The sequence below is a fragment of the Plesiomonas sp. ISS29 genome, assembly GCF_056522795.1.
The window spans coordinates 1941298-1966950 of record NZ_JAWRZQ010000001.1 but is presented as its reverse complement, the minus strand read 5'-3'; the positions used below and the strand labels follow the sequence as shown (position 1 = coordinate 1966950).

The following is a 25653-nucleotide window of genomic DNA, read 5'->3' as shown; positions in this document are numbered from 1 at the left end:
GGGTATGAATACGGAATCTTACACTTACTCTAATTAACTATTACATTTGAATTGTCTATGAATGCCGTTGTCATTGCCGTTTGTGTCATGTTGTTGTTAAGTTTATTGCGGGTAAACGTTGTGATTTCATTAACGTTTTCTGCAATTTTAGGTGGGCTCATTAGTGGGATGGATTTAAAACAGACTGTCGATACCTTTACCGGTGGTCTGGGTGGTGGTGCTGAAATTGCGCTAAGTTATGCCATGTTAGGTACATTTGCCGTGGCGATTTCCCGTTCAGGCATTACTGATGTACTGGCGCAGTTTGTGATCAAAAAACTCGGGGCTGAGGCCAGCGCCAATAAGGTGTTCTGGTTTAAATACCTGCTGCTGCTGGCTATTGCGCTAATCGCAATTTCCTCACAAAATGCAATCCCGATTCATATCGCGTTTATTCCGATTCTTATCCCACCGTTGCTGCATGTTATGGCTCAACTGAATATGGATCGCCGCGCGGTAGCCTGTGCCATTACATTTGGCCTGACTGCCCCTTACATGATCCTTCCGGTCGGGTTTGGTGGTATTTTCCTCAATAATATTTTGCTGCAAAATCTCAATAACAACGGTTTGCACGTTACCGCCAGCCAAGTACCCACCGCCATGGCGCTGCCTGTGATGGGAATGGTTGTCGGTTTACTGATTGCAGTATTTTTTAGCTACCGTAAACCGCGCCACTATGATGTGGAAAAAATTCTTGCAGCCGAACCAGAAAAAAAGAGTATTGAACCCCAGCATTTGTGGGTTGCAGGGGCGGCAATTTTAGGTGCTCTGGGTGTACAGCTGTATACCAACTCCATCATTCTTGGTGCGCTAATGGGCTTTATCATCTTTATTATCGGCGGTGTGATTAACTGGCGAGATACGCAAGATGTCTTTAGCCGTGGCGTACAAATGATGGCAATGATCGGGTTTATTATGATCACCGCATCCGGTTTTGCCGCAGTGATGAAAGCCACCGGCAGTGTGGAAACACTGGTGCATTCGATTACTGATGTGATTGGCCACAACCGTGCTTTAGGTGCATTCTTGATGCTGGTAGTCGGCCTACTGATTACTATGGGGATCGGCTCTTCATTCTCTACCGTACCGATTATCGCGACTATCTATGTGCCGCTGTGTATCTCTTTTGGCTTTTCTCCGATGGCGACAATCGCACTCGTGGGTGTTGCCGGCGCACTGGGTGATGCAGGTTCTCCAGCCTCAGATTCTACCCTTGGGCCAACATCAGGTCTGAATATGGATGGTCAACATGATCATATCTGGGATACGGTAGTACCCACCTTTGTTCACTACAATATTCCGCTGCTGATGTTCGGCTGGCTTGCCGCGATGATTTTGTAATTAATTACACTGAGAAATCTGTAGTTCACAATATAAATCGGGCGGTTTTCATACCGCCCGATTTATATTATATAGATATATTGCCGATAAACATTACCGACAGAGTGCGCGTATCCGGCCACACACAGAAACGATTATAAATACCAGCGCGCCGACAACCACACCCCAAACTGCATTCAATAAGGCTGGCGTGATAATAGCTAAAATATCCCCCAGATACGCATAGTGGCTGACATATAAAGTCATGCTGCCCATCCACGTACTGACTGCGTGCAGGCCATGCGCAACAATACCGCCACCGACCATAAACATGGCAACCGTACCGACTAAGGTTAATCCCCGCATCAGATACGGCGCTGAATGCAAAATGCCCTTTCCAACCAAACGCAATACGCGGGTTACTGCGCCCGGCCCCTGACGCTGCATTAAATACAATCCGCCGTCATCAAGCTTAACGATAGCCGCTACCAGCCCGTAAACACCCGCGGTCATCGCTACGGCGACAACTGCCAGCACCGAAAATTGCAGCAAGAGTGACTGCCCGGCTACCGTGCCTAATGCAATGGCAATAATCTCTGCCGATAGAATAAAATCGGTGGTCACAGCGCCTTTGATTTTATCTTTTTCTGCTGCCAGTGGGGTCTGCTCACGGGTATTTCCTGTTGCCTCAGCGTTCAAATTTTCAGCAGTCTGCTGTGATGATTTTGTCAGTGTATGCAAAACCTTCTCAAACCCTTCGAAACAGAGAAACATGCCGCCCAGCATTAATAACGGGGTAACTGCCCACGGAATCAACGCGCTGATCAGCAGTGCCGCGGGCACTAAAATCAGTTTATTGCGAAAAGACCCTTTTGCGACTGCCCATACCACCGGTAATTCACGATCAGCCTTAACACCGGAAACCTGCTGGGCATTTAGGGCCAGATCATCCCCCAATACCCCGACCGTTTTTTTAGCCGCCACTTTCGTCATCAAGGCAACATCATCCAGAATTGCCGCTATATCATCCAACAAAGCAAAAAAACTCGCCCCTGCCATAAACTCCCCTGAAGTACCCTTATCGTGTACGGGGATAACCCCCCCGTACATTTATCACATGAATATGATCTATTATGCCGCAAATCCTCGATAAGGTTTGTCTGTTTTATTTTCCTTCCCAATAATGTATCTATTTTTTACGCCAAAGCGTGACCTGAGAGATCGTATGCTGATATTTTCGTGCTGTTTCTCGAATAACAAATGGTATATCTTTTGGCTGTGTAATAAGTTCAAATTGCTGGTTTAACAAACGGCTAATATGCTGAAAACTGCTTAATGACTCACCATTTTCTTTCTTTCCACCAAGCCACTGCTCCACCGGCGTATATTGCTCTAACCATGTATAAGGCGAAGCCAGTAACAGTACTCCACCGCTGACAATACGCCCTGCAATAATCTCTAAAAATAGGGTCGGATTTGGTAATCTATCAATTAAATTTGCGGCAAATACCAGATCATACTGCTGATATTTATCCTTCAAATTACAGGCATCACCTTGTGTAAACTGTACCCTATCCATTGTATCGGCCGTTATTCCGCACTGAGAAAGCGTAATACTGCGATATTCACGCAGCTCCCCTTCGGTCGGAACGGCATAGCGGTATTCATGCTGTAGCGTTAATGACAAGGCAATATCAATAAAACGGGCAGAATAATCAACCGCATCTACCGCACGAAAATGGCGGGCCAATGCAAAACTGGCTCGGCCAACTGCACAGCCAATATCCAAAGCCCTGTTTACGCGATGACAATGCGGAATAACATGCTCAACCAACTGCTCGGCAAAATTTGGCACTGAGAAGTGCGGCTGGCCATAGTGAAAATCAAGATATTGCCCCGCTAACTGATCAGTTTCATACGGGTTAATCACCGCCGGTTCTTGATAGTCAGAGAGCACATAACGAAATCCGGCATGCTGGAAAAAATGGCGGCGAAACGCATAGCGTGAATGCTGGATTGCCAGATTTCCGGTTGAGGCCCATGAGCCGCCTTTAATCAGCGTATGCTTACCATCAAATGTAGGGGTGGAAAAATCATCATATAATGGATGAACAGCAAACCCTTCAAAGCCATCAATCGCGGTAGAGGTCCACTGCCAAACATTGCCCACAACATCACACAATGGCCCGTGCATAAAATAATCAACCGGACACGGCGAAGCCCAGTAAGCCAAGTCAATATTGGCCGGAACAGTAGCATTTTCAGCCAGCCATGCAGGGTGATCGGTATCTATTACCTGCCGTAACTGCACCCATTGAGCTTCACTCGGCAACTGTATCGGCAACCCTGTTTCTGCAGCTTTCCAACGGCAAAAGGCATCGGCTTCAAGCTGGTTAACCTCTGCCGGCCAATCCCACGGCATAGGCACTTCTTGCAGCATCAAACGTAAGCGTAACTGTTCAGGTTGATTGTACCTGCCCACCCAAAATGTGGGTTGCACCGCTTTTGCAAACTGACACCAGCGCCACCCTTCATCACTCCACCACTGCTGCTGCATATAGCCGTTATCAGCAACAAATCGATAAAACTCAGCATTACTGACCAGCATACGTGCCGCTGAAAAATCAGCAAACTCTACGGTACGCTGGCCATATTCGTTATCCCACCCGTAGGTTGCGGCACTGTGCTCTTTTCCCAGTAACAAGGCATTTCCCGATTGTGCAATCAAACAGTTATCAGGCACATCTTCCCGCTGATGCTCTGCTATCGGGCAAATTGGCCACCGGGGATCAGGCTCAACCCACGAAAGCGGTAACTGCCGAATCAACACTGATGATGTTTCAAGATGAATGCGCTCATGCTCTATTCCCATCAGAATCACCCATGCAGGGCTGTCATCTTGTATCGGTAACGATAACGGCATCTGCTCAATAAAGGTGCTGACACAGGCTTTCACACGTAACCGGTAATTTTGCAGGGTGGCAATATCAGGCCATGCATAGTGTGACTCATCCAGATCATCCCAGCTCATTTCATCAACACCAATGGCCATCATTGATTCAATCACTGGATCTATACGTACATGCAATAATTGAGCAGCCATCAGCTTATTAATGAAGAACGTTGCTGTATGGCCGTAATAAAAAATTAATGGGTGACGCAGGCTAATCGCTTTAGTAAACCACGCCCGTTCATCACATAAGCAGGAAAACAACGCTTCATAGCGGTTAAACACGCTCAAAAATGTCGCGAGTATCTCGGCCCTTTTCTGTTCGGGGTCATCCCCGATCAGCAATACCGTACCGGCCAACAAGTTCTCTGACATAAATGAATTTTGCGTTGATACCGTTTTTGTTGTGTGCAGCATCATGGGGGTGACTCTCCTTGTTTCCGATACTGATTTACCCGAGACCTGCACGGCAAAGAGCACGAAACCTCAGTGACCGGGTGATAAAACGTTTAGGTTAATATTCAGGCACATTTTAACTATAGACGTATATGCGCAATTACTGGCAGACTGAAAATGGTTGCTCTTATCGTCTAAGGTACTGTTTATCGCCTGATATACGGTATAATTATGCGGTATAATGCAGTAGAATTATTAACATAACACATGGTTTTATCCTTATGTTTACATCTCGCTTGATTATTGAGCTTGTATTACTAACATCGGCCTCGGCTTTTGCTATCGGTGTATGGTTTTTCTTTTTAAGCCGAAAATTTAATAACCACAAGAAAGCCTTTACATCAGTGCTAGCTTGTATCTCTTCAATTGTTTTTTGGATTATTATCCTGCTGACAGTCACGGAAACTATCAGTATTTTTTTAAAACATCTGCATTTTTCATATAACTATCCGGAATGGATCAGTACAGTTAATATCACTTTAATTTCAGCCATTGTAATTAAATATGTATTCGCACTCATCATGCGGATTGAAGTATCACAAATTGAAAAAGGCAATGATGTCACCACATCAAGAGCGATTGCCCGCTTACTAAAATCAATTACAGTACTGACACTAATATTGTTAGTCGGTCAACATTTTGGTTTGAGTTTGTCAGGTTTAATGACCTTTGGCGGTGTAGGTGGTATTGCAATTGGTTTAGCTGGTAAAGATATTATCAGTAATTTTTTCTCGGGTTTAATGCTCTATTTCGACCGCCCATTTAATGTCGGAGACTGGATTCGCTCACCCGATCGCAATATTGAAGGCACGGTATGTGAAATTGGCTGGCGTTTAACTAAAATAACCACGTTTGATCATCGCCCCCTGTATGTTCCAAACTCTGTTTTTTCATCTATCAGCGTAGAAAACCCCGGTAGAATGACCAATCGCCGGATAAAAACCACATTGGGTTTACGCTACCAAGATGCAGCAGTAGTAGGGAATGTTGTTAATGATATCAATAAGATGCTTAGATCACATCCTGATATTGATACCAAACAGACACTGTTAGTCTATTTTGATGAGTTTGCCGATTCTTCACTGAATATCATGATTTACTGTTTTACCCGCACTACCGCGTGGGCAGAGTGGTTACGTGTACAACAAGACGTTTATTTAAAAATGATCGATATTGTTCATCAGCATAATGCTGATTTTGCATTTCCAAGCCAAACGCTGTATATCGATAAAGAGTAATATCTTTTTTATTCCCCCCATTATGAGCAGGTTATCTTAACTGCTCTATTCCATTTTGAAAAACATAATAAAAATAAACATGGGCATAAACATTCCTAATGTTAATCTTTGTTTAAATTCTCTGACTTTAAAAATTCCCCATAATAAGCAATCAAGTCTACATATTGTGCTATATTAATAGAATTGATATTCATATAAATACAACCAAGATAAAGAAGGCTCTGTCATGGAACGACATACCGATCACAATAACGCATCAACTACACTTTCGGCGCTAAAAACAGCATGTGCCGGTAAGCCAATTTGGTTGGTGCTAGATAGCCGACAGATTGGTGGAATTGAAAACCATGTTTTCACTCTGGCAGAAGCATTACAAAAACAAGGTTGCCAACCCACTGTGGTGTTAATGGATGACTACGGTTCAAGCCCCAATATCAATCGGTTAAAACGGTTGAATATTCCGTATCATATTTGCCACGGCTCACGTGATTTCATCCGCTATATGCGCCAGCAACGCCCCGCTTTACTGCACTCACACGGCTATAAAGCCGGTATTATATGCCGTATTTTTGGACGATTGTCGGGTATTAAAGTCATTTCAACCTACCATTCAGGGGATATGGGCACTGGCCGTTTGCGGTTTTATACTACGGTCGATTTACTGACCGCCTGCCTTGCCCCTAGAATTGCCGTAAGCAAGAGTATTGCCCAACGGCTGTACAAACCGGTGGCGGTTATCCCTAATTTTGTGGATCTACCCGCACAATTAAATATCAATCAGCATACCCGTATCGGGTTTGTAGGCCGCCTTAGCCACGAAAAAGGCCCTGATATTTTTTGCCAGCTGGCAAAAGAGCACCCTTATGCTGAATTTCATTTATACGGTGATGGGCCAATGCATACAACACTGCAAGCTGAATACCATGATCAGGTGATTTTTCACGGTTTTTGTGCTGATATGGCACAAGTTTGGCCGGATATTGATCTACTTTGTATTACTTCACGTGCGGAAGGATTACCGCTTGCCGCACTTGAAGCGCTTGCCCATGGAATACCGGTCTGCACATTTAATATCGGTGGGCTGGGCGATCTGATTCAAGATAACCATAACGGTTGGCTGATTCAGGCACAAAATAGCCAGCAAATGAATCAAGCTATCACATATTGGCTGAATTTGGAGGATGCAGAGCGCACCCGCATACAACGGCAAGCACGGGCATCTATCGCCAAACAATATACGCCGGAAGCCGCCGTTCCCCATATTATGCTGCAGTATCTGTCGGCGCTGTCTGGTTGATACCATTTAACTATCAAGATCCGAGAGATCAGCCTAACAGTTTTTTGATCACCTCAAGCGGCTGCTGATAGACAATTTCAGCCCGAAACGCAGCCGCAACCTGTTCTCCTGCCAAACCAAGTTCATGGATCAGCGCCGGTTGTTGTTGTAATTGCTTCAAACACTGCAGCAGTGCTTCACTGCTATTAGGCTGATATTTCAAACAATTTACACCATGTTCAAGCTTTTGATCCCAATACGCACCGTCTGCTGGGATCACAACACACAAACCCACACACAACGCTTCTAAAATAGACAACCCGAAGGGTTCATTCTCACTGGTTGAAATAAATACCGTACAGGTCGATCTAATCTGGTCCAGATTATCCGGCTCTTCATGCCAATGAACGTTGGAAATAGCCCGTGGTATTTGTGTCACCGGTAACGTAATGTCTTTTGGACGAAGAAAGCAGATCTCTGTCTCCCAAGTAGTCTCCTTTTGAGGTTCAACAGCCGCTTGCTGCAAAACATTAAGCAACAGATCTAACCCCTTCCATTTTAGGATAGAAGCCGCCCAGAAAATCTTTACTGGCAGAGCCTCTGTGCTTGCGTTGATGGCTAGCATAGCCGATGGCCAGCATGAACGGGGAATACCATTTTGCATGATAGACCATGCATCACTTTGTAAACGCTGATTAATTTTATATTCGGTTTCACCTGCGGCACTCAGTGCCGCTTTTAGTGATTCCTCACAACTAGCCAGGTACAACACCCGATCCGCAATTTTTAAACAGCGCCCGCACGTACGTGAACGCGCTACCGGGCCGTGAACTAATTGTACTATCTGGGCCGGCACAATTAATTTGTTCAGATACAGTGCCAAATCTACACCAGGGCCTGACCCACCAATCAACACACTCCCTATTCCCAAACGAAGACGTAGCAGCAGCACTTGTAACGCAAAAAATAGATGCCGTAAAAAATAGGGGATCCCCGATTCAGCAGTACGAACAAACGGCAACTCATATAAGTTTACCGTACGCCACCCCGTGGTTTTCCACGCACTCGCATTACGGGTCAGTACAGTAATTTGCGCCTGAGCTTCTGGTAATAACCCCAAAAAATAGCGGTTGGCAACTTTTGACCCCCCATTAAATGCAATGGGATCAAGCAATAAAATACGCCTTGTCATTCCGCACCTCTTGAGAAAAAAGCACACATACGCTGCCATAACCAGCGCAATACCCCAGGAAAACAGCGCCAACCATTACGCCATGTCAGGTGCATTTCCGGATTTGTTAATAGCTGCTGATACACAGCTTGAATATCTTGGATATAGCGCTCAACAGAAAATTGCTGTGCAACTCTAAGGCGAGCAGCTTGCCCCATTTGTAACCGTAATTGCGGTGAATCGTGTAATTTCTCAATAGCCGCAACCAAAGCATTAACATCTTCAGCAGGGAATAGAAGCCCTGAAACCTGATCGGCAATAACATCGGGGATCCCTCCCACCCGAGAAGCAATCACCGGTAACCCCGCCCAGCCAGCCTCAGCCAAGACAAGACCAAAGACCTCTTCACGGGCAGCAGACACCATAATATCAGCCCCTCCGCGTAGCCATCCGCCGACATCTGTTATCTCACCTACAATGAAAACTCGGTGCATCACACCAAGCTCTTGAATTTGCTGTGTGAGTGCGGCATGATCTTCACCTTCACCCAGAATAACCAACACCACATCGCGTTGTTTATCCTGCAGTTTTTTTACGGCATCAATAAGAATATCCATGCCCTTTCGCACAATCAGTGATCCTACTGAAATCAGTAGCAGAGTATCTTTATGAATGCCCAGTTGCTGGCGAATATCAGCAATCGGATGCAGTGCTAATCGATTAGCATCAATACCGTTATAAATAACCTTCAGCCGATAGCTTGGCATTCCATCATCAATCAACCCTTCAATGACTGGTTTACTGACTCCGGCGGCAAACGACACCTGATGCAACAATAAGCTGTAACGATCTCGCGGCTGGTAACGGGCATGTAAATGGGCAAAAAGGGGTAAATGGTAAGATCGGGCAACAGGCACCATCCACTGACAAGGTGCGCCGCTATTACAATGAACCAGTTTAATCTCATGCTCATCGATAATATCGCCCGCTTGCCTGAGTAGCCGCCAATAAGCACGAAGATCACAACGTGGAGCATGCCACCCGCCAATTAACGTAAATGGGGTAAAATAAACCTCAATACCCAATTGTGCTACTTGCGTTAATAACGCACTATTGTTACTCCACACTATCGGTAAATATTGCCGAGTATCTAAGCCCGCTAGTAAATCTAATAAACAGCGCTCACTGCCTCTAATCCATGTTTCACCATAATGTACAAACAGAACGGGAATCGGCATCATTTCAGTTATCCTTTCATAAAATGTGTGCCATTACGCCAACATATTATTCAACACTGATGAAATAAAGTTCATTGAAATATTTACAATCGCAATGCTCGCTGTTTTTCAATCGCACGCATACCCGCTACCGCAATTGCTAATTGTAAATAGACAGGCCATGTAAAACCTTGTGTTAAAAATGTGCCTGAAACACAAAACCCGATAATACTGGCTACAACCCCATTAATTGCAATTGTTACTGAATGCGGTTCTGAACTATCAAGGCTAGAAGCCACACGCCAAATATGCAATAGCGTTGAAAAAAGCATAATTAAAAAAATCGTCAACCCTAAAAAACCGGTTTCAGATAACACATTAAACCATGTAGAGTGAACAGCATGATTTAACCCATCCCAATGTGGGCTATAAAAATAGTAATTATAGTAAAAGTTATTTAACCCTACCCCACGAAATGGGTGTGCAACTGCCATTCCCCAGGCTGCTTCCCACGCATATAACCGCCCCATCGCGGAAGCATCAATACCATCTTCAGATGCCCCGCCCGAACTGCGGCCACTGATTCCGGCAACAGCAAATAAGATTAATAGCGCAACAGTTCCCAGAGAAAATAGCAAGACTTTTGATTTTATTTTCCGATAACCGGATACAGCCATCACAGCACAAATACCCAGTAACCCCCCTCGGCTTTGTGTCGCAATAATAGCCAATAAATTAACGACAAATCCGGCCAAGCCAAAAAATCGCTCCATCTTATGTGCGCGAGATTCAAGTGCTGTGGCTAACGAAAATCCGGCAGGAAATAGCAATACTAATGCTAAATCATTTGGGTCACCCAAAACTGAACCCAACTCTCGACCAATGGTGACACGAGTCTCTTCCACCAGCCCTATTCCGGCACTTTTGTTATACAGAGCAACAATACCTACCAATAAACCACAAGCAATAAAAACCCGCGTTGCCATGGCAAAATCGGCCGGTCTATCCATCAGCCATGCAATAGCAAATGTCATCGTGACAATTTTCACATACGTGCCATTCCAGGCCGCCAATGCTTCACCACGGTTTGCTGCCATAAAAACACCCATCGTCACCAGTACAAAAAAGATACTTAGCCACTTAAATTCTGAACACCAAAATGGCTGGATTTTTTTTGTCATTAACGTGTGCCACAGCAATACTGCCAATGCTGCTACAGCAAGAAGTTGTGGTAAACGCAGTGGGTTAAGCTGAGGAATTACCTCATGAATACGGAAAAAAGAAAATGCGATAAAAGCCAATACGACCCAAAATGGAAAACGAAAAACCAGTAGCACACCAATAATCAACATTCCTAAAATAGGGCCAATTAATGGTAAAGGCACAAACCACCATACAGCAGAAACCAGCACACAAAGCAGTGTGCTCACTAATATCGCTTTACCATGGCGAATTATAAAATGGGGTGTTGGGCTACCCACCACTGGCCTATCCATAGCGCTATCCCCATTAACAATGCCGAACTAATTACCCCATACCCGCGATAAGGCAGATACAATAACCGTTGGCTGCAATAAAAAAACAGACCTGCGCGTAATATATTCACCAATAATTGGCTAATAATAACGCCAAAAACCCCAAAAAAGGGAATTAATATTGCATAGCCGATCACACCTACAGCACTACTGGCCAGATGAATATTCATCTGTATTTTACTGTCAGATTGGCTGTAACAACCTACATTCATCAATTCAGATTGTGTTTTAAATGCCATTGCCGCCACTAACCAGGGAACTAACTGTATTGCAGGGTGATAAGCAGCCGGTGTTAACTTCATAATTAAGTAAGGCGCAATAACACCCACCACGCCAGCCAATAAATAACCGCAAGATGCCCCAAACTCTGCAAAGTCTGCGTTTTGCTGTAGCCCTTTTGCATCACCCAATAATTGAAACCGTTTTGGATACCACCAGAGCGCAAAAGGTTGCAATACTAATCCGGCAGCTAATGCAAATTTAGCCGCTACCGCATAATAGGCTAATTCAGTTTCCCCTGCAGAACCAGCCAACCACCAGCGGTCTAACCCTGCTACCGCAAAACCAGCCAGACCGCTAATTAATATTGGGAAACCATAACGTAAATACTGCGTGCTATTTTGCAATCTAAAGTGGGAGCCGGTATCACGCCACTGCCAGCCGCCCATTAAAATCGCTTGCCCTAAGCTAGCCAGTGCGCCCACCATAATCACACCTTCAACACTGTAACCACTACGCAGAAAAATCCAAATCAAAAACGCTTGTATCACAACTCGCCCAGCCGTACACAAGAAGAAAAAACGGGCCATTCCTTTCATGCGTATCCATGCAAGTGGAATACCAATAACCCCTTCTAAGGCAATAGAGATCAAAGCCCAGCGAACAGCTGAAACAGAAACAACACCAGGCAATAACGCCGCAATGTGATCGGAAAAAGGCAGAAGAACCAGAACACCCAATATTGCAATAATTAAGGTTTGCCCAAACAACGTTCCGGCAACCTGATTACGCTCCTCTGGTGTATGTGAAACACCAGCAAAACGGTACAGCGCATCAACCAACCCTAAGCCCAGCAGTAACGTGCCGATATTGATCAGTGCCAGTAACACCTCAAGTTGCCCAAATTCAGCCGTCGACAAATAGTGGGTAAAAACAGGCAGCATTAGCAGTGAGATCCCCTTCATCAGGATCAGCCCAAGGCCGTAAAAAAACATCTGCTGCAACGCTGCCGGAATTTTTATCCGCATGGTGTCCGTACCATCATAAGTCAAAGAATTATCAGATCTTTATAGTCATGTTTCTGATTATTGACTAGATAAACTGGCAAAATAGGCAAAATAGTCTTAATAATTAAGTATTACTCTTTTGTTTTTCTAAGATGAGCACACAGTCATGACATGGATAAGTCGCTTTCGGCTATGGGCAAAACAGGGGCAATCTCCCAGCGCTCGCTGGATATGGAACACCGCAAAACAGCTACGCTCCTGCTCTTTTCCGGTGATCCGCCCTCTACACCGCGCCTTGTATTCGCTGCATTACATTATTAAAAATATGCTGTCAGGGTTACTGCGAATACTGTACTGGACCCCTTTATTTCAAAGCAGATTAACTGCAACAGCCCCACAACTTTACCTGTATAGCGGTATGCCGCAAATTATTGGCCCGTTACAGATTAGCATCGGTGAAAAATGCCAAATCAGTGGCATATCCTCATTTATTGGCCGCCAAACCGCGCACTCCGCACATCTGGAAATTGGCGATCGCTGTAATATTGGCTGGCAAACTACCTTTGCTGTTGGCCGGAAAATTAAAATCGGTAACGATGTATTTATGGCCGGAAAAGTATTTTTAGCCGGCTTTCCCGGTCACCCGTTAAACCCTGAAGAGCGAGCGGCAGGTCTGGCTGAGCACGATGATCAGGTCGGTGATATTGTGCTGGAAGACAAAGTCTGGTTGGGAACAGGGGTAATGGTGAATGCAGGCGTTCATATCGGTTATGGTACGGTCGTGGCGGCAGGCAGCATCGTGACCCATGATTTACCTGATCGGGTACTTGCTGCCGGCATTCCTGCCAAAATCATCCGAGCTCTTCCCTCTGCATCTGAGCCATTTTCAGCATCAGATTCACAACCATTTATGCACGAGTCATCCCATGAATAACCATGACCAGACAGCGGAAATCCGTGCAAATAAACCCCCGTTAGTCGTCTTAGGTGAAGATTGGGGTGGCCACCCAAGCAGCACTCAGCATCTGATCAAACGCCTGTTGCATGATCGCCAGATTATCTGGGTTAACTCTATTGGCCTACGTAGACCCCGCCTTAATCGGCGTGATCTGAGCCGTTTATGGCAAAAGTTGTGGGCCATCTTACGTAGCCGCCATAACCAGAAAATCCCGCGTGTAGGTATGAACTTACACACTCAGGCCAGTGTTGCTAGCACAGCCGCTGTTGACACAACCGTGGTTGATACTACAAACAACATTGAAACCGCAGTATCTAAAACTACTGTGGCGGAAAATACACACGCACCCTCTGAATTTGAGCCCATTTCTGAAAGTGTTTCAGCCTTATATGAACCTTTTGTTATCGCGCCACTTGCCTTACCCCTACCGGGTGTTGCATGGGCCAGGCCGATTAACCGTTACCTACTCAAAAAACAGATCAGTAGTGTGATGAAAAAACATCACATTACATCACCCATTTTATGGTTATCTCTGCCTACCGGCGTTGATCTAATTAATACGTTAAACGAGCGCGCGGTGATCTACTATTGCGGTGATGACTTCTCTGCACTAGCAGGGGTCGATCATCAGGCCATTCATCAGTTAGAAGAAGAACTTGTCGAGAAAGCTGACCTAATTCTAGCGGCAAGCCCGACATTAGCATCCCGATTTCCAGCAGAAAAAACACAGCTGCTTCCACACGGTGTTGATGTAGAGCTATTCTCTCAGCCCCAAGCTCGAGCCGCCGATTTACCAACCGGAAAGCCCATTGCCGGATTCTATGGCAGCCTCTCAACATGGATCAACGTTGAACTGCTTGCCGATGTTGCCCGCACATTAACAGACTGGAATTTTGTACTAATAGGCCCTATTCAAACCGATATATCAGCTTTTCATGGCCTGGAAAATATCTATATATTGGGCCCTCGAGCACATCATGATCTTCCGGCCTATGTGCAATACTGGCAGGTTTCCATGCTGCCATTTCACGATAATGCGCAGATAAGAGCCTGCAACCCGCTTAAATTACGGGAATATTTGGCCGCAAAAAAACCCATTGTATGCACTGATTTTCCAGCACTCGATGGCTACCGCGATCTGATTCATACCGCTAATTCGGCCCATAATTTTTGTGTTGCATTACAACTTGCAGCACTTGATACCCCTAAGCGGAGTCATATGTTCGCGCCAGACAGCAATGAACATCTCAATAACACTCAACATGAACTGGCCGATATCGAACAATTCAGCCAATGGTTGGAACAATCCTCCCCCGATTGGGATGCCGTCGTTCAGCTAGGCATGCAACGCCATGAACGTTACCAGCGAGTCACCGAACAGAGCTGGGAAGCCAGAGTGAATGACCTCAACCTTCTGTTGGATCGCTTATGATTTACTATTGTGCTCGCTCTTACTTATTACATAATTACCTACGTTGTGCATTGCATTGGTCAGCATGCACGCAAAGTGATCATCGTACGCACACCACGCACACATTAATCATTCGGGCAGAGTATCCATCCCCAAAATATGGTCGCTCTGTTGTATCAGCTCTATTTCTATTTTTCTCAGCTCTGATCACCTATTTTTTGCCGGCACAAACCGCACTAGCCGATGAACCGGCAATCCCCACATTTACGCTCACCTCACCAGACTCGGTCGGGACAAAAGATAAACACCCCTCGGCACTGTTTTTGCCTCTGCGTGCAGAGAATTCACTGCCCCAAAACTGGGAATTTACCACCGATCAGCAATGGCATAAGAATGATGACTTAATTATTGAGGGGAATAACCCTTCAACAAAAAATAACCTCTTGGTGATCCGCATTGATGATGCAAACTCTACCGGATACAACTCACGAGTAAATGAAGAGCGAGTTATTCCTACCGGAAATTTCCGCCTGCGTTTACCCTTAAGTGCACTACAAACCCCCAACAAAACACCACTCAACCTTGCAAAAATACGGGCAATTTATCTGTTTAACATTGAAGCACCGCCTCTGATTATCAATAAAATCGGATCAGAGAAAGGTTTACAGTTTTCCGAAGATGTTATTGCATGGGATTTTGGTGCAGCTTCACGCCCGCCGTTTAGTGGTTTTACCCGTATCAGTGAAACTGATCCACATTTGAAAGGCCCAATGTCGGTAACAGAGCGCGCAGGCAGTTCAGCACTGCTCAATGATGGGTTACGGGGTATCAGCGAAATACGCCTTCCTCTTCCGGCAGGCCGCTATCACTTAAGACTTTGGACAGAAGATTTAGGGGAATGGGAGTATCTGCCACACCCGTTAGAACGCCGTATCCAAGTTAATCAAAATGTCATTTGGCAGCAAAAAATGACACCCGAGACATGGATTGCTCAACGCTATATGGCAGGTGCAAAAGATGAAGCTAAACCCGATGGCGATGCATGGCAACAGATCCAGAAACGGCGTGGTGGCAGTGTAGACTATACCTTTACACAACCCGATGGTGATATGGTCATTGCCCTAGACGGTGATTCAACAGATGCTCAGTTTTTATCCGCACTGCTGCTCTGGCCTGATAAAAGCGCTGAAAATCCGATTACAACCCCCTCCTCGGAAAGTAAAAAAATACTGACACCGGCCGAAACGGTTGATACCCGCCTCGCAACCTTGTTTCGGGAAAATTGGAATATAGATTCAACACCAGCAGCATTGCCTACCGATGCCACACTAATATCGTTAGCAAATGAAGATAAACCCGCTGAATATATTACACAAACAGGCTCAAACAGCCACCTGAACCTAAATTTTGTTATTGATAGTCAAAGTATCAAACAGGCAACAACAGCAGATATTAGTGTACAAGCACCAGCACTTAATGGAGTTACCCTAAACAGTGAATTACGCTGGGGTCAGTGGTTATGGCGTCGGCCGCTAGCACAAACCAACGCACTTTCTATCAGTGCCGATTATCTACGCAGTGATACCCAAAACGTGCCGTTATCACCGAAACAACCACGTTTACTGAATATCGCATTATCAATACCGGCGGGTACACCTGAGGGTATCTACAGTGGAAATATTCAGATAAAAACCACTCAGCAGTTAATTAATACCCCCTTTAAAATTAAGGTATTGGATATCGAGCTGCCTGATATCCCCTTACCTATTGGTGTCTATCTTGATAAAGCACCCCATTTAAGTTGGTTTGATGCAAACAGCGCAGATGCCGCAGCACAGTGCGACATGCTTTGGCTTTCTAACGCCGGATTAACCACATATGCCCCACCATTGAGCACCCCAACCAATGATAATATGCAAGCCTTTCAACAGGATCTAGATACCGCAACAAAACTGACACCGTCAGCCACCCTACTGGCCTATACCCCACTAAAAAGAGCCCTAGAAGCTATGGGGGATAACGAGACTATTGCCCGTATTACCGAAATAGATCAGCGTGCCACCAAGCCTATTGCATGGAGTTTAGCTGATGAACCCAACACCAGTGATATTCCGCTGTTAATTCAATTTGCCGACAATCTGCACCAGAAATCACCCAAAACAAAATTAGCGGCACACTTTAACCACCCCATGCAAAATGCACTGTTACAGCACATCGATCTTGCGCTGATCAATGCAGGGTTTGGTGCTGACAGTATGCAAATATCGGCACTGAAAAAACAAAATATTCAAGTTTGGCTGTATAACTTAGGCGCAAAACGTATTGCCAGTGGTTTTTACCTGTGGCGTACCGGCGCAGAGGGTTACATGCAATGGCATGCTCGTATGCCAACCGCTGACCCCTTTGACCCAACTGATGGCCGAGAAGCTGATTTCCAATTTTTATATCCAATGACAACCTACTGTACTGCTATTCCTGACGTTGATCGCTCCCTGTTTGCCATAACATCAGGCATAGAAGATTTACGCTGGCTGTATTGGCTTGATCAGAAAAGTGAAACACTTCCCGCAGCCAAAGTCTTACGACAAAAAATATGGGATCAGATGCCTGATACGTGGCGTGCAGCGGAATCGTTCTCCGAACAAACGCTTAATCAATGGATTGGTCAAATTCAAGCATTGGCTGTACTGCCAGCAAAATCAACATAATGCAAACCAGATGCGATCATGATATGTGCGTAAGCTCAAATAAAAATGTAAATGCAAAGTTGCCTTGCCGATCACTTTTTAGATTGGTATTTTATTTATAATAACAATGTGCTTCATATTGTATAACGCTATGGTAGCAAAAGAGATTGCTTTGTTGCCGAATGAGCCGCTAAAGCTGTAATAGCAAGCCATCGTGTGTAAAGGACAACCCGTGAGAATGAAACGTTACTACACAATAAGCCACATCGTTTTCATACTTCTGCTTTCTGCTTGTGGTACTAAAACCAGCAGTAAACAGCCGGTTGATCTGGCTGCAATACAGCAATTGCGCGCTGTACAGAGCACGCACTCACAAACCTTTAGTGCTGAATATTCCAAAAGCAGCCACGCTCTCTCTGCTGAAGATGAAAAGCAATTCTACCAATTTATCGCGCAGCAAGATCCAAGTGCACTCACGGTATCTGTTGGCCCTGCAGAAGGAGACTCCCTTCATAGCGCACAACAGGCACATCAACGCTTAAAACTGATTGAAAAAATGCTCGTTGCCAGACCTATTGCTCTAAACTTGCAATATACCCCGCAAGCGCGTGCAGATAGTTTGCGCATTGAGGTGAGCCGTGAACAGTAACCTCTACCTGTCTTTATGTGCCATATTAAACGGTGCATGGCGAAGACGTGCTCTGATTGTCACCCCTCTCCTACTCATGCCTTTGCTGGCAACTCTAATCGGTATATTTACGCCAAAACAGTATCAGTCGTATACCACGCTGCTCATTCAGGAAACATCAAAGCTGAACCCATTTTTGGAAGATCTCTCTGTTTCTACCAATTTAAAAGATCGTTTTGCCGCACTTGATAGCCTTCTGCACAGCCGTTATGTTCTGCAAATGGTTATTGATGATGCGAAATTACTGCCTGCAAATGCCAGCCAAAGTGATTATGACAATAAAATTAATCTGCTCTCCTCTTCTGTTGTACTGAACTTAGTCGGCAGTGATTTGGTTCAATTACGCTTTAAAACACAAAGCCCTGAAAACAGTGCGTTAATATTACAAGCTATTAGCCAGCGTTTTTTAGATAATGTACTTGCACCAGAGCAATCCTCTATCAGCGGATCAGAGAAGTTTCTAAAAGAGCAAATTACTAAACAAGAAACAGAACTCAATAAAGCGGAAAAAAACCTCGCTGACTTTAAACGCCGACAATCGGCAGAACTACCCGACCTCTACAGCTCTAATGTCAACCGGTTACATACATTAAAAGATAAACAAGAAGAGCGATTAACTCAACTCGCCGGTGCGAAAGCGGCATTAAATGCATTACAAAATGGCATATCACAAGTCAACCCTATTATTGCCAATCTTGAACAGCAAATAGTAAATACTACGAATGAGATATCACTGTTACGCACACGCTACACTGACTCACACAGTAAAATTCAAGCTGCCATTTACCGGTTAAAACAACTTGAAGATGAACGCCAATCACAATTAAACTCAATACCTAAAATTGATAGTTCAGATCTCAATCAACTACTCAATTTATCCCAAAACAGTAATAAGAATGAAACGGGTCAAATAAATAAAAATGATACGTTACTTGACTCTCAACTTAAAGAATTACAAAAAGCCGCAACCAATGTCAAATCGCTTCAAGAGGAGTTAAACAGCATTGAGAGAATGCTGTTAGAAGCCTCAAATAGCGTTGGCAGTTTCGGTGATGTAGAGCGACAAATGTCAGAACTTGAACGTAATCTTCAAGTTCAGCGTGAAATCTATCAAGATTTACTCACTCGCTATAAAAAAGCACAAGTTACCGGTGCGTTAGGTCAGTTTGAAAAAGGTGATCGTGTTAAAGTAATTGATCCTCCATTCACCCCTACATCACCAAGTACACCACCACTTTTTGTCTTTGTTATTGCAGGAATTATCGCCGGTATTGCTATTGGTTGTGGGTTTGCATTAGTTGCAGAAATAACAGACAGTACCGTGCATCGTAGTGATAAACTGTCTATGCTATTAGGTGTACCCGTATTAATACGAATTCCTTACAATCAGGAAATGGAACAGTATGAAAACCGCCCCGCGCAGGATAACGCAAATCATTCAGCACTTAGCTCCGGGTGGTATTGAAACCATTGCGCTAGAGCTACACCGTACATATCAACACGATCACCAATCTTCACTGATTAGCTTAGAAGGGAATATTGAGCAAGCTTGTAAACACTGGCCTCGCGTAGCAAGTACAATCGAAAATTCAAACTCAGCAAACAGCTTGGTTTTTCTTGATAAAAAACCAGGGTTACAGCTCGGTTTGCTATTAACACTGATTCGTTTATTACAAAAATCACGCCCTGATGTGGTACATACTCACCATATTGGCCCATTATTATATGGGGGTTTAGCAGCCCGAATTGCTAATATTAAAACTATTATTCATACCGAGCATGATGCTTGGCACCTAAATAACAAAAAGCGCCGAAACCTAGCCCGGCTGTTACTTAAAATAATAAAACCTGTTGTTGTTGCAGACTCAGAACAAGTTGCTATTAATATTCGAGCCCATCTTCCAAAGGCTCACCCTGTTGTTATTCTAAACGGTATAGATACTACACATTTTATTATTGGTGATAGAGAGAAAGCTCGTCAACAGCTTAACTTACCACTAAAAGAAAAAATAGTCGGTTGTGCTGCACGCCTTGAATCGGTTAAAGGGCATGTGGGTTTATTTCATGCTATTAAACAATGCCCTGATTTACATTTAGCGCTAGCGGGAATCGGTTCATTAGAACAACAGTTAAAAACTCTCGCGCATGAGTTAAATATTATCCACAGAGTTCATTTTTTAGGGCTGATAAATGATATGTCTATATTTTACCATGCAATAGATAGCTTTTGCCTTGCGTCTGAAGCCGAAGGGTTACCTTTATCCCCGCTAGAAGCACAAGCATGCGGTATTCCAGTTGTACTCACTGATGTTGGCGGCTGTAGAGAGTGTATTGATCCAAAGTCAGGTCAGTTAGTCCCTCTCGGAGAACCCGAATCATTAGCAAAAGCGCTGATACACAGCGTTACATTACAAGAGCAGACAACATCTCGCCCATTTGTGGAGAAAAATGCTAGCCTGAACAATATGGCTACACAATATTTATCTCTTTATCAAAATACGTCAAGATATAAAGACGGCCAAGGAATAGGCGCATGATCGCACTCAGTATTTTTATACTTGTCTCTTTTTTAATTATTTATCATCATTTTCTCTATCCTTTTTTGCTAAAAAAAATGAGTCAGCACCGAATATCCACACTGCCAGACATCACGGCACGCCACTATACAACAACAGAGGATGACTCATCACTTCCTAATATTACGCTTATCATTCCCGCATATAATGAAGCCCCCTCTATTGCTGAAAAAATCCGTAATCTTGCCGCACAAGATTACCCAGCAGAGCACTTTACTATTCATCTATTATGTGATGGCTGCACTGATAATACCGTTGAAATCGCTCGAAATACACTGAACGAGCCAGAATGCCAATGGCTACCTTTTATCATTGAAGAATTTAATATTAATCGGGGTAAAATAGCCTTAATCAATGAGGCTATTACAAATATCACAACCCCTATCGTTGCATTTAGTGATGTCTCCGCACTATTACCCATAGATACCTTTTTGACGGCTATCGCGCATTTCAAACACCCTGATGTAGGCGTGGTAGGCCCTGGATATCGCGTATTACAAGCAGGATCATTAGGCGAAGCACATTACTGGCAATACCAGTCTCAGATTAAACAGTCAGAATCAGCGCTAAACTCGGTACTAGGCATGCATGGAGCTTGTTATTTTATTCGCCGAGAGTGCCTCGATCCGATTGAAGCCGATACGATTAATGATGACTTTATCCTTCCGATGAATGCAATCGCAAAAGGATACCGTGCGGTGTATGAACCACGCTGTCTATCGCTTGAACTGGAAACCGCCTCACCTGAACTTGAAGCTAAAAGACGCAGACGTATTGCAGCAGGAAATACGCAGCAAATTTGGCGCTTACGCCGACTATTTCATCCCCGTTTCCGCTGGAATGCATTTAACTTCATTTCTGGCAAAGGATTACGTGTCCTTATGCCATTTTGTTTGCTAGCAGTGCTTTTATTATCACTCTATCTCTCAATAACGATACCAGCGTTTATATTTCTATTCATTTTACAACTCATTGGCTATATATCTATTATCATTATGAATCTTAATCCAAAAACAGTATGGCCTAGCAGTGCTAAAAAAATTCAGTACCTTGTCAATGGCCACTGGTACAATTTTATTGGTACATGCCGCTATTTATTGGGTAAAGAGAAAGGTCGTTGGAAACGGGCTAATCAACAGGGAGAGTGATCATGTCACACTATGTTCATCCGGTTACCGCATTCGCTAAACGAACGATGGACATTATCGGTGCGTTATTGGGGATTGTTCTCACATCCCCTCTTTGGCCCATTATTGCACTTGCCATTAAGCTTGAAAGTAAAGGCCCTGTTTTTTTCAAGCAACAACGTGTCGGTCGAATTTTCCCTGATCATGTAGAGCTTTTTTATATGATCAAATTCAGATCAATGCGTCAAGATGCCGAATCAGTGAGCGGTGCTGTATGGGCAACTAAAAATGACCCACGTATCACACGTGTTGGCAATTTTTTACGTAAAACACGGTTAGATGAATTACCCCAATTTATCAACGTGCTACACGGTGAAATGTCACTTATTGGCCCAAGACCTGAGCGGCCTCAATTTTGTAATACTTTAGAAGATGCAATTCCCTTTTACGTTGAAAGAACTTATGGCGTAGCCCCCGGTATTACCGGGCTTGCACAAGTCAGCCAAGGGTATGATGAAAGTTTAGATGATGTTCGCAGTAAGCTAGCGTATGACCTTGCTTACTCATTAGCGCTAACACGCCCTTGGCAGTGGTTAAAACTTGATTTGAATATCGCATGGCGTACTGTCAAAGTGATGGTAGGCAAACGTGGTCAATAAGTTTATAACTACTAACGGTAATACAATCTGTCTTAAATTTAAGGATAAAGCGCTATGAAACCTATGATGTATACCTTAAACAACTGGCAAGTAATGACTCTTAGCGGCGAGCTTGATGCAATGTATGTAAGTGAGCACCGTGAAACATTTGAAACGCTTGCACTGCAAGATAACAACGTGCTTATTGATCTCAGCGAAGTTCATTTCATTGACTCTTCAGGTATTGGAGCGCTGGTCTTTTTATATAAAAGATTAAAAGCAAAATCGTTTACACTATCGCTTATTTGTGATCAAGGTCAACCAAGAGAGCTATTAAAGCTCTTGCACATTGATAATACTATCGAGTGCCATAGTACAATTAAAGATTTTGTTATTAAGACGAGTGAATAATCACTAAAAGTTTACTGAAGTGTGCTTAGTGTCAATAACAAATACCTAAACAAAGGCATAAGAGTGTCTGTTTTCTATGATAAAGTGCTAAAAATGAACAGATATAAAAGGATAACCTTAATCATACTAGGTAGTTTTCTTGTAGGCTGTACAAGTTGGCCTTCAGATGGGCGTGGCGGTATGGCTGAAATCAGGCCGACTGTATTACCTAATCAGGCTGAAAAGCACTATTATATAGAGAACATTAATCAAATATTACATTATAAAGAGAGTTTAATCACACAATTAGTGCAATTACGCCCAACGTTACAAGAGTGTATGCCCGGTAGATTAACCCAATTAGAACAACACCAAATATTAATTGAACGTGAATTACACGCACGATTATGGTACGACGGGTTATACAATCTTGACTTATGGAAAAAAGAAATTCAGAAAGCAGAAAAAGACTTGGTTAGCTTACAAAAAAAGACTGGCTGTGCAAGTTCTGCCCATAACCCACTAAGTGAATGGCGATTGCTATAAGTCTGCCGATAAATAAAAGCAAGGAGAGCGGCATGAACTGGCTAAGGATTATTCAGCCAATATTTTTTTTATCCCTTTTTATTTTCTTTGGCCCCTTAGCTGCTCCTGTTAATGCAGAACCAGCCCCATCTGCTTCAACAGAAACTGCACCTGATACTCTGCGGCCCGGAGACCTTATTTTTATCAATCTTCCGGGTGAAGCCGCATTCAATGAGCCGTTTCAAATTAATCGCCAAGGTAACGTTCAATTACCTGAAATTGGTGATATTAAGTTACTCGGGTTATCACTAGCAGAGGCAACACCCAAAATACGTCAACAACTGCAAACGGTGTTTAAAGATCTTTCAGGCTTTAGCGTTCGCATCAAAGAACGTTTATTATTAGTCAACGTAATGGGGTACGTACGTAAACCTGGTAGTTATCAGTTACCCGAAAATGCTAACGTACAGCTTGCCATAGAGTCTGCTAATGGCTTAGTGCCGGGAGCACAGCTCAGTAATATCCAAGTTCAGCGAAAAAATCAAAAAATCGCCTTCGATTATAAACACTATCTTGATACCGGTGATTCCAGTGAAATGCCTTCACTGCAAACGCTCGATACGGTATTTATTCCGGCATCCCCCCTCACCGGTAATGTACAAATTGATTTTGATGCCGCAACTTTATCAAAAAGTGGCGATGCCGCTGATGCACAGCGTGCAATTAAAGTTTTTGGTGAAGTCAATACTCCTGGAGCATACAGCATTAAACCCGGAGAGACAGTGGTAGACATGCTTATGCGCGCAGGTGGCGTTACTCGCTATGCGGGTGTTGAGCGCATTCGGGTTATCAGCAACAATGAACCTACACTGTTTGACTTAAAAAAATTCCTTGATACCGGTGACAAGCAATTCATGCCAGAAATTGCACCGGGCAGTACTATTTTTATCCCCAAAGATGAAGAACAAATTAAAAAAGGCACGCGTACTGTCTATATTATGGGAGAAGTGGCAAAACCCGGCGCTTACGAAAGCCGTAAAGGTGATACTTTTATGGATATTCTTGCCAATGCCGGTGGGCCAACCCGCTACTCAGAAAGCCGACAAATTCGTATCATCCGAGCTGATGGCTCAATTGAGCCTTTTGATTTGCAAGGATACACTGAAGGGTTAACCAGCCGACAATTGCCTGTGATTACACCCGGTGATGCTATCTTTATTCCCGAAAAAACAGATATGAATGAAAAATCATGGTTGAAAGTTTCCCCTAAGCATGCAGTGATGGTTATCGGACAAGTCAATAAACCGGGCCGCTATGAGTGGTCAGATGAAATGTCGCTGCTTGATCTTCTCGCCAATGCAGGTGGGCCTTCAGACAAAGCCGATACATCAAAAGTACAAATTTTAATCACTGAAAATGGCAGACAAGCAAAACCCACTTATTTTGATTTAACTAAATTTCTCAAAGATGGCGGGAATTTAGATCAAATTCCAAATATACGCGCGGGGTATACCATTAATATCCCGCAACTACCCAATGATCCGAAAGATAATAAATCACAATGGGTACAGCAAGCGCCTGAAAATTCGATCTATATCATGGGGCAAGTGGGTGCTCCCGGCCGTTATGCGTTTACATCAGAAATGGGTTTTTTGGATATTTTAGCGGCAGCAGATGGCCCAACAGAAAAAGCCGATTTACGCAATATACGCGTAGCGCACCGCAATGGTGGCTCAGCCAATGTCACCAAACTTGATTTATCCCTTTATTTTGAATCAGGTGATGAAAGCCTGCTACCAAAAGTCGTGACCGGTGATTCTATCTATATTCCGGAAAAAGACCGTTTATGGCTCGATACAAGCAAAGAATCAACCGTCAGAATTATGGGTGCAATTGGAAAACCGGGTCGCTATCGATTCAATGAGAGCATGACTCTGCTTGACCTTTTAGCTGAGGCTGGCGGCCCAACAAGTTCAGCTTATGTACAAAAAATCATTGTGGCTAATTTATCTGAAAGTGGGAAGAACGATCAAGCACGTACATTTGATTTACTTGATTTTATGAAATCACCTGATTTTAGCCAATTACCTATTTTGCGTGCAGGAGATACTGTATACATCCCTGACACCAAAGACAGTAATTGGTCTGTGTTCATGGGCGGGATGACAGATATCTTTACGATCCTCTCCGTACTTACCTTACTGATTAAAATTTAATGGTTGAGT

At 43.9% G+C, this 25653-nt stretch carries 20 protein-coding genes; 14 read left to right on the top strand and 6 right to left on the bottom strand.

The window, feature by feature from the left end:
* Positions 1–57 precede the first annotated feature (57 nt).
* Positions 58–1380, top strand: a complete 1323-nt coding sequence (locus AC1HDJ_RS08795; protein ID WP_479535141.1) for a Na+/H+ antiporter family protein — start codon at positions 58–60, stop codon at positions 1378–1380.
* Positions 1381–1473: 93 nt separating this feature from the next.
* On the opposite strand, the gene AC1HDJ_RS08790 is transcribed toward AC1HDJ_RS08795, so the two are convergent.
* The gene (locus AC1HDJ_RS08790; protein ID WP_479535139.1) at positions 1474–2418 is read right to left on the bottom strand and encodes a DUF808 domain-containing protein; all 945 of its coding nucleotides are present in this window, start codon (positions 2416–2418) and stop codon (positions 1474–1476) included.
* 130 nt (positions 2419–2548) lie between these two features.
* On the bottom strand, positions 2549–4684 hold the full coding sequence (ovoA, locus tag AC1HDJ_RS08785; protein WP_479537063.1) for a 5-histidylcysteine sulfoxide synthase: 2136 nt from the start codon (positions 4682–4684) through the stop codon (positions 2549–2551).
* Between the two features lie 302 nt (positions 4685–4986).
* On the opposite strand from ovoA, the gene AC1HDJ_RS08780 reads away from it, so the two are divergent.
* Both AC1HDJ_RS08780 and AC1HDJ_RS08775 read left to right on the top strand, forming a co-directional pair.
* Entirely contained in the window at positions 4987–6003 is a 1017-nt protein-coding gene (locus tag AC1HDJ_RS08780; RefSeq protein WP_479535137.1) for a mechanosensitive ion channel family protein, read from the top strand.
* 226 nt (positions 6004–6229) lie between these two features.
* On the top strand, positions 6230–7300 hold the full coding sequence (locus AC1HDJ_RS08775; protein WP_479535135.1) for a glycosyltransferase family 4 protein: 1071 nt from the start codon (positions 6230–6232) through the stop codon (positions 7298–7300).
* A gap of 28 nt (positions 7301–7328) precedes the next feature.
* Here AC1HDJ_RS08775 and AC1HDJ_RS08770 read toward each other — a convergent pair whose 3' ends face one another.
* From AC1HDJ_RS08770 to AC1HDJ_RS08755, 4 genes are all read right to left on the bottom strand, one after another.
* On the bottom strand, positions 7329–8471 hold the full coding sequence (locus AC1HDJ_RS08770) for a glycosyltransferase (RefSeq protein WP_479535133.1): 1143 nt from the start codon (positions 8469–8471) through the stop codon (positions 7329–7331).
* Complete coding sequence (locus tag AC1HDJ_RS08765) at positions 8468–9691, bottom strand: glycosyltransferase family 4 protein (RefSeq protein WP_479535131.1); 1224 nt, start codon at positions 9689–9691, stop codon at positions 8468–8470. Before AC1HDJ_RS08765 ends, AC1HDJ_RS08770 begins: the two co-directional genes overlap by 4 nt.
* A gap of 80 nt (positions 9692–9771) precedes the next feature.
* Positions 9772–11163, bottom strand: a complete 1392-nt coding sequence (locus tag AC1HDJ_RS08760) for an O-antigen ligase family protein (protein WP_479535129.1) — start codon at positions 11161–11163, stop codon at positions 9772–9774.
* Complete coding sequence (locus AC1HDJ_RS08755) at positions 11121–12449, bottom strand: lipopolysaccharide biosynthesis protein (protein WP_479535127.1); 1329 nt, start codon at positions 12447–12449, stop codon at positions 11121–11123. Before AC1HDJ_RS08755 ends, AC1HDJ_RS08760 begins: the two co-directional genes overlap by 43 nt.
* A gap of 145 nt (positions 12450–12594) precedes the next feature.
* Between AC1HDJ_RS08755 and AC1HDJ_RS08750 the strand changes: the two genes are divergently transcribed.
* The 11 genes from AC1HDJ_RS08750 to AC1HDJ_RS08700 all read left to right on the top strand — a co-directional run bounded on the left by AC1HDJ_RS08750 (position 12595) and on the right by AC1HDJ_RS08700 (position 25644).
* Positions 12595–13362, top strand: a complete 768-nt coding sequence (locus AC1HDJ_RS08750) for an acyltransferase (RefSeq protein ID WP_479535125.1) — start codon at positions 12595–12597, stop codon at positions 13360–13362.
* On the top strand, positions 13355–14818 hold the full coding sequence (locus AC1HDJ_RS08745; RefSeq protein ID WP_479535123.1) for a glycosyltransferase: 1464 nt from the start codon (positions 13355–13357) through the stop codon (positions 14816–14818). Before AC1HDJ_RS08750 ends, AC1HDJ_RS08745 begins: the two co-directional genes overlap by 8 nt.
* Complete coding sequence (locus tag AC1HDJ_RS08740; protein WP_479535121.1) at positions 14815–17505, top strand: hypothetical protein; 2691 nt, start codon at positions 14815–14817, stop codon at positions 17503–17505. The genes AC1HDJ_RS08745 and AC1HDJ_RS08740 overlap by 4 nt, the downstream gene beginning before the upstream one ends.
* Before the next feature lie 217 nt (positions 17506–17722).
* On the top strand, positions 17723–18133 hold the full coding sequence (locus AC1HDJ_RS08735) for a hypothetical protein (RefSeq protein WP_479535119.1): 411 nt from the start codon (positions 17723–17725) through the stop codon (positions 18131–18133).
* Positions 18123–19637, top strand: a complete 1515-nt coding sequence (locus AC1HDJ_RS08730) for a GumC family protein (protein ID WP_479535117.1) — start codon at positions 18123–18125, stop codon at positions 19635–19637. Before AC1HDJ_RS08735 ends, AC1HDJ_RS08730 begins: the two co-directional genes overlap by 11 nt.
* Positions 19576–20709, top strand: coding sequence for a glycosyltransferase (locus AC1HDJ_RS08725; protein ID WP_479535115.1), 1134 nt, complete (start codon positions 19576–19578; stop codon positions 20707–20709). The genes AC1HDJ_RS08730 and AC1HDJ_RS08725 overlap by 62 nt, the downstream gene beginning before the upstream one ends.
* Positions 20706–21896 carry a glycosyltransferase family 2 protein gene (locus tag AC1HDJ_RS08720; RefSeq protein ID WP_479535113.1) on the top strand — a complete coding sequence of 397 codons (1191 nt, stop codon included), beginning with the start codon at positions 20706–20708 and terminating at the stop codon, positions 21894–21896. The genes AC1HDJ_RS08725 and AC1HDJ_RS08720 overlap by 4 nt, the downstream gene beginning before the upstream one ends.
* A gap of 2 nt (positions 21897–21898) precedes the next feature.
* Positions 21899–22534 (top strand): sugar transferase, encoded by a 636-nt coding sequence (locus tag AC1HDJ_RS08715; protein WP_479535111.1) that lies wholly within the window; start codon positions 21899–21901, stop codon positions 22532–22534.
* 54 nt (positions 22535–22588) lie between these two features.
* Positions 22589–22924 (top strand): STAS domain-containing protein, encoded by a 336-nt coding sequence (locus tag AC1HDJ_RS08710; RefSeq protein ID WP_479535109.1) that lies wholly within the window; start codon positions 22589–22591, stop codon positions 22922–22924.
* 63 nt (positions 22925–22987) lie between these two features.
* Positions 22988–23449 (top strand): hypothetical protein, encoded by a 462-nt coding sequence (locus AC1HDJ_RS08705; RefSeq protein ID WP_479535107.1) that lies wholly within the window; start codon positions 22988–22990, stop codon positions 23447–23449.
* A gap of 32 nt (positions 23450–23481) precedes the next feature.
* The gene (locus AC1HDJ_RS08700; RefSeq protein ID WP_479535105.1) at positions 23482–25644 is read left to right on the top strand and encodes a polysaccharide biosynthesis/export family protein; all 2163 of its coding nucleotides are present in this window, start codon (positions 23482–23484) and stop codon (positions 25642–25644) included.
* Positions 25645–25653 lie beyond the last annotated feature (9 nt).